The sequence below is a fragment of the Clostridia bacterium genome (genome assembly GCA_014360065.1).
GTDB lineage: Bacteria > Bacillota > DSM-521 > Neomoorellales > JACIYF01 > JACIYF01.
In genome coordinates this window covers 1-5,525 of the sequence record JACIYF010000147.1, presented here as the reverse complement: position 1 = coordinate 5,525, position 5,525 = coordinate 1, and the positions used below count along the sequence as shown (strand labels likewise).

General features: G+C 48.9%; 7 protein-coding genes. All 7 read right to left on the bottom strand.

What is annotated here, in order from left to right; all coding sequences use genetic code 11:
- A partial coding sequence (locus H5U02_13735; GenBank protein MBC7343483.1) for a hypothetical protein occupies positions 1 to 219 on the bottom strand: 219 nt, incomplete at its 3' end.
- Between the two features lie 52 nt (positions 220 to 271).
- Entirely contained in the window at positions 272 to 538 is a 267-nt protein-coding gene (locus H5U02_13730) for a DUF1292 domain-containing protein (protein MBC7343482.1), read from the bottom strand.
- Between the two features lie 120 nt (positions 539 to 658).
- Positions 659 to 1,093 (bottom strand): Holliday junction resolvase RuvX, encoded by a 435-nt coding sequence (gene ruvX, locus H5U02_13725; GenBank protein ID MBC7343481.1) that lies wholly within the window; start codon positions 1,091 to 1,093, stop codon positions 659 to 661.
- 13 nt (positions 1,094 to 1,106) lie between these two features.
- Positions 1,107 to 2,051, bottom strand: coding sequence for an aldo/keto reductase (locus tag H5U02_13720; GenBank protein ID MBC7343480.1), 945 nt, complete (start codon positions 2,049 to 2,051; stop codon positions 1,107 to 1,109).
- A gap of 93 nt (positions 2,052 to 2,144) precedes the next feature.
- A complete protein-coding gene (locus H5U02_13715) occupies positions 2,145 to 2,405 on the bottom strand; it encodes an IreB family regulatory phosphoprotein (GenBank protein ID MBC7343479.1) in 261 nt (86 codons plus the stop codon).
- A 126-nt stretch (positions 2,406 to 2,531) separates the two neighbouring features.
- Complete coding sequence (gene alaS / locus H5U02_13710; GenBank protein MBC7343478.1) at positions 2,532 to 5,177, bottom strand: alanine--tRNA ligase; 2,646 nt, start codon at positions 5,175 to 5,177, stop codon at positions 2,532 to 2,534.
- Between the two features lie 173 nt (positions 5,178 to 5,350).
- The coding region (locus tag H5U02_13705) for an AI-2E family transporter (GenBank protein MBC7343477.1) at positions 5,351 to 5,525 on the bottom strand (175 nt) is incomplete at its 5' end.

Here is a 5,525-nt window from a genome sequence, read left to right as displayed (position 1 = left end):
AACCAAAAAGCTTATGCGTTGCCGTAGCAGGGGATAGGAATTACCGCCTACAGAAAGGTTACCAACTTCTACTCCTTCTGCAACAACCCCCCTCATGCCGCCAAATATTATCTTGCCAGCTTTGTTAACAAACAAAAAGTAAAGGGAAGCTGAGATAAAGCCAAGCAGGACAAGAACAGCACATACTTTAAGAATAGACCTTTTTTTCACCTTATTCACCCCGCCTATCCCCTTACTTTCAGGATATGACAGGGCAAAACCAAAATAACAACTAGCTTTCGGTCTCTAGAATCTCCTTCCAAGCACTGGCTACCATTTCCCACTCTTCATCGTCTTCGATCTCATAGAAAACCTCTTCGCCCTCTTCATCAATGGCGACTTTAAGTATTATAGCCTCGTCTTCAGGCGCTCCATTGTTGCCTATTGGCAATAGGATAGCGTACTCTTCATTCTGTACCTCGATTACATCTAAGATCTCAAATCCGTGTTCAGTTCCGTCTTCATCCACTAATACAATCGTGTTAGCATCTTCAGCCATCGCCCATCCTCCGCTCTTTAGGTTAGCGCCATTCTATACAATTACTTATTGCCTGTCAATTAACAGGACCCCTCATGCTCAGATCCAAATCCGCCAGCAAACAGGAAAACTAGCCTGGTCCTACAAGTTACGGCGGTAATCAAGATATGATTGCAATATATAGGTTGCTGCCAGCCTGTCAACCAGTTTTTTTCTTTTTTGGCGGGACACATCACCCTCAAGAAGGGTACGCGTCGCCGCCACCGTTGTCAGCCGTTCGTCCCAGTAATGTACTGCTATGCCCAGCTTCTCTTCCAATTGTCTCCCGAACGCCTTGACTCTTTGCCCCTGCGGTCCCAGGGTACCGTTCATATTAAGCGGCAGGCCCACAACCACTTCCCCTATTTCATACTGCCTAGCCAGCGTGATTATTTTGTCAATGTCGTGAGCTGTCGATGGGCCGCGGCGGATGGAACCTATGCCCTGGGCAGTGCACATCAAGGGATCGCTAACAGCGACACCGATAACTTTTGCCCCAACATCAAGAGCCAGTATCCTCTTAGCGTTAGACTCCATAGCCGGATATCCTTTAAAGTATCTTAATGCAGAAATCACGGCATACCCCAGCGCAATAGCTACAAAGAATGCACCTCTGGGGTTCAACTTGCGCTTTGCCGCCGCGAATCTGTAAAGCAGAATAATGGCACCGCGCCACGCAGGCCCCGCACCCAGTGCACCAAGGCTCAATATAGATTCTTCTCGCTTGCCGATTTAGCCTTTCTTGTATCTGGATAGGTACCTCCCTACCTTCCACACAAGCTAAGTTAAACTCCAGTTCATCGGTACTTTGCATGCCTACCGCCACCGAATCTATACTAGGTATACTAAAGACAAAGTGTAATGCATCTCTGGCTTCCCCAAGCAAGTGCCCCCCCGCCAGGGCCTTCATAGCATATATACCTTTGCCATTCTGGTGGGCTAGATCGATTGCCATCTTCATGGCTTCTAAGCTTCCTCCGATAATCCCAATTCCCAGCTTGTTGACAAGCGGATGAATAACATCTATCTCTGCCACAGTTGCTGCCGCCTGAGCAGCTGCAACTGAGTGAGTAGAAATGCCTACAGCTCGAACCTTTCCCGACCGCTTGGCATCCAAAAGGAATCGGAGAGCTGGCCAATGCCCCTCAATGGTCAGCTTACTCTCTTGTTCGTGGAGCAAAAAGATATCTATGTAATCTCGTCCAATCTGTCTCAAAGCCTTTTCCAGGGTTGCCCTCATTCCTTCATAGGTATAATCATAAGATTTGCTAGCAACAATCAAATCGGGCTTTCTTTTTAAAACCTGGCGAATATACTCGTAGTTGCAGTAACTGTCAGCAGTGTCAACAAAGTTGATTCCCCTATCGACAGCTTCTAAAAGTAAATTGACTCCGGCCTCGAGTGACAAAGATGCCTGTAATGGCCCTAAAGTTAAAGAACCGAACGCTAACCGGGAAACCTTAATGCCAGTAGACCCCAGCTCTCTATACTCCAAATTTAACCCTGCCCCCAAAACAATAACACCGGGATTCTGGTACTACCTGGGCCCAGAATCTCGGTGACACCATACTCCGACCTTAGACCTCGGCTAGGATAAATGATGTTCTAGGTAGCACTTGATTAATTCTTCTAGTACTTTATCCCGCTCCAGCCGACCGATTAAAACCCTAGCGTTATTATGACTAGTGATGTAGGCCGGATCACCGGAAAGCAGGTACCCAACCAGCTGATTAATCGGGTTGTAACCTTTTTCCTGCAAGGCCTTGTAGACAAACTTTAGTATTTCTCGTACTTCCTGGGGCACGTCCCGCTCAACTTTAAACATTTGCGTGTTTTGGGCTTCACTCATTTCGCGGCCTCCTTGCCCATCGCTCTACGGCCAGCAGACTGAATACCCCAGCTGATTACCTCTCCTAAGCCTACCTACCCTTCGTATTCTTCGTTTTAAGCCAGAATCCTTTTCTCTTAGTAAAGTTTACCTCAAGGTCCTTTCAATTAAACCAGGGATCAGTTGCAAGGCATAATCAAGGCGAGAAACATCTTTTGCCCCAGCTTGGGCCATGTCGGCTCTTCCCCCACCTTTTCCGCCCATGGCCTTGGCTAGTTCCCCAATCAATCGACCCGCGTGTAAACCCTGTTGCACCAAGTCCTTTGTAAGCATGGCTACTAAGGATGCCTTGCCATCCACCGGAGATGCAAGAACAACCACCCCCGAATCTAACCGATCCCGAACTAGATCGGCTAACGTGCGCAAGGATTCGGGCTCCAGTGGTTGGACCGCAGCAGCAACCAGTTTGATTGGGCCCACCTGCCGCGCTGACCCGGCTAACCCACCGGCCTGCATGTCTAGCAACTTACGCTGCATGTTGTTTATCTGCTCCTGCTTTTGCCTCAGGTCTTGCAATAACCCCTCTACCCGGCGAGTTACCCCCGCAGGCTCCACCCTCAACATGGACGCTGTTTTCTCCAAGAGATCTTCTCTTTGTCGCAGGTACTGCCGAGCTCCTGCCGCCGTTAAAGCTTCTATCCTTCTTATGCCTGAACCTACACTTTCCTCATGCACGATCTTAAATAGGCCAATCTCCCCGGTACTACCAACGTGAGTACCTCCGCAAAGCTCAATACTGTAATCCCCCATCTTAACAACCCGGACCGTTTCTTGGTATTTCTCCCTGAACAAAGCCATGGCCCCTAAGGCCTCTGCTTCCTCGAAAGCGCATTCAAATACATCAATGGGCAGGTTGGCTTCAATCTGCTCATTGACTCGGTCCTCGACCTCAGCCAATTGCCCAGTACTAAGGCTGGCGAAGTGCGTAAAATCAAAGCGCAAGCGCTCAGGGCTAACCAGCGAACCTGCTTGATTAGCATGGGCACCAAGGACTTCCTTGAGGGCTTTATGAAGGAGATGGGTGGCCGAATGGTTACGAGCTGTGGCTAGACGCCTAGCAGTATCCACTTTCAGTTGAACCATTTGGCCCTTAGCTAGGACGCCTTTTGTAACCTGGACTAGGTGAAGGATGGTGCCGCTCGGAAGCTTTTTGGTATCAATGACCTCGGCGCTCACGTCTTCGCCAACTATAACTCCTGTATCTCCTACTTGCCCGCCTCCTTCGCCGTAGAACGGTGAGGATTCAACTACAACATACCCTTCTTCGCCACTCGATAATTTATTACCCTGTTCGTTACCCTTTATAATAGCAAGAATTCTGCTGGTCGCCTCCAATAAATCATAGCCTTTGAATTCCGTGGCAGGTACCGTTTCAAGTAGATGAGATAAAACTATCAACTCATCCCATAGGCGGCTATCCTCCCTGGTCAAGCGCGATCTCTCTCTTTGCCTTTTCATAGCCTCATCAAACCCAGAGCGGTCGAGCTCCAGCCCACTTTCAAGGGCTAGTTCCTCAGTCAAGTCGATGGGGAAGCCGTAGGTATCGTAAAGAAGAAAAGCGTCCTGACCATTGAGCCGCTTTTGACCCTCAGCTTTAGCTCGATTTATCATTGATGTGGCTACTCGCATTCCTTCGTCTAAAGTCTCATGGAAGCGTTCTTCCTCAAAGCGCATGACATCCCGAATCGAATCCTTCTGCTCCCCGATTTCCGGATACGCCTGTCCCATAATACCAACCACGATGGGAACTAGACGAAAAAGAAAGGGCTGATCCATGCCAAGAAGGCGGCCAAACCGCATAGCCCGCCTCATTATTCGCCTCAGCACATAACCCCTACCTTCGTTGGAAGGCAATACCCCATCTGCTACCAGGAAAGTGCTAGCTCGCACGTGGTCGGCAATTACACGAAAAGGAAAGCCATTCTCCCCTCGATCGTAAGTCTTGCCGGTGATCTCCTCCACTCCTTCAATTATGGGTCGAATTAGATCGGTATCAAAGTTGCTATCTACGTTTTGGAGAACCGAGGCCATCCGCTCCAAACCCATACCGGTATCTATGCTGGGGCGGGGCAATGGCGACAACCGGCCACTTTCATCTCGCATGTATTGCATGAATACTAGATTCCAAATTTCGAGCCAACGATCACAGTCACAGCTGCCTATGCCGCAGTTATCAGCCGCGCATTGGTAGGCTTCGCCACGGTCGTATATAATCTCGCTACATGGCCCACATGGACCCGTTTCCCCCATCGACCAGAAGTTATCCTTTTCTCCTAAACGGATAATGCGCTCCGGAGCCAATCCAGCAATCTGCTGCCACAAACCAAAAGCTTCCTCATCGTCTTCGTAAATAGTGACCCACAAGCGCTGGCGCGGCAATTTAAGTTCTTCGGTTAAAAACTCCCAGGCATAAGCAATGGCTTCCGGTTTAAAATAATCGCCGAAAGAAAAATTACCCAACATCTCAAAAAAGGTATGGTGACGAGCAGTTCTACCTACAACGTCAAGGTCGTTGTGTTTGCCACCCGCTCGAACACACTTTTGAACAGTGGTAGCTCGGCGATAAGGCCGAGTTTCTAGGCCCAAAAACACGTCTTTAAATTGCACCATCCCCGCATTAGTAAACAAAAGCGTGGGATCATTGGCGGGTACTAGCGATGAGCTAGGTATGCGTTGATGTCCTTTTTGGACAAAAAAACTGAGAAATCTATCCCGCAGCTCGTTCCCTGTCATTGCTCTGCCTCCAAATATTAAGGGTAGGCTAACAATAAACCTCGTCCCCGGCGACCACCAGGACGAGGAAAAAGACAGACGAAAGTTCCTCTTTGTAAGCAGCTGTATTATAGCGTAGCCTTTCCATTAGTGTCAACAAATAGCACCCGGGATTTACCCTAGGTGAGCACCCCCTAAGTGGGGGTAATCTCAACTATTTTGCTAAACAGGTATTGGAGAATGATCTTGACACATGCCACAACCGGTACCGACAACAATATCCCTGGTACTCCCCACCAGTGGGCACCCAGTAAGAGTGCAAAAATAACAGTTAAAGGGTGCAGGCCAGTGGTATTCCCAAGAATCTTT

Excerpts from the sequence above, each read along its gene's own strand:
- H5U02_13730 (MBC7343482.1), bottom strand. The coding sequence starts at position 538 with ATGGCTGAAGATGCTAACACGATTGTATTAGTGGATGAAGACGGAACT.
- ruvX (MBC7343481.1), bottom strand. The coding sequence starts at position 1,093 with ATGGAGTCTAACGCTAAGAGGATACTGGCTCTTGATGTTGGGGCAAAA.
- H5U02_13715 (MBC7343479.1), bottom strand. The coding sequence starts at position 2,405 with ATGAGTGAAGCCCAAAACACGCAAATGTTTAAAGTTGAGCGGGACGTG.
- alaS (MBC7343478.1), bottom strand. The coding sequence starts at position 5,177 with ATGACAGGGAACGAGCTGCGGGATAGATTTCTCAGTTTTTTTGTCCAA.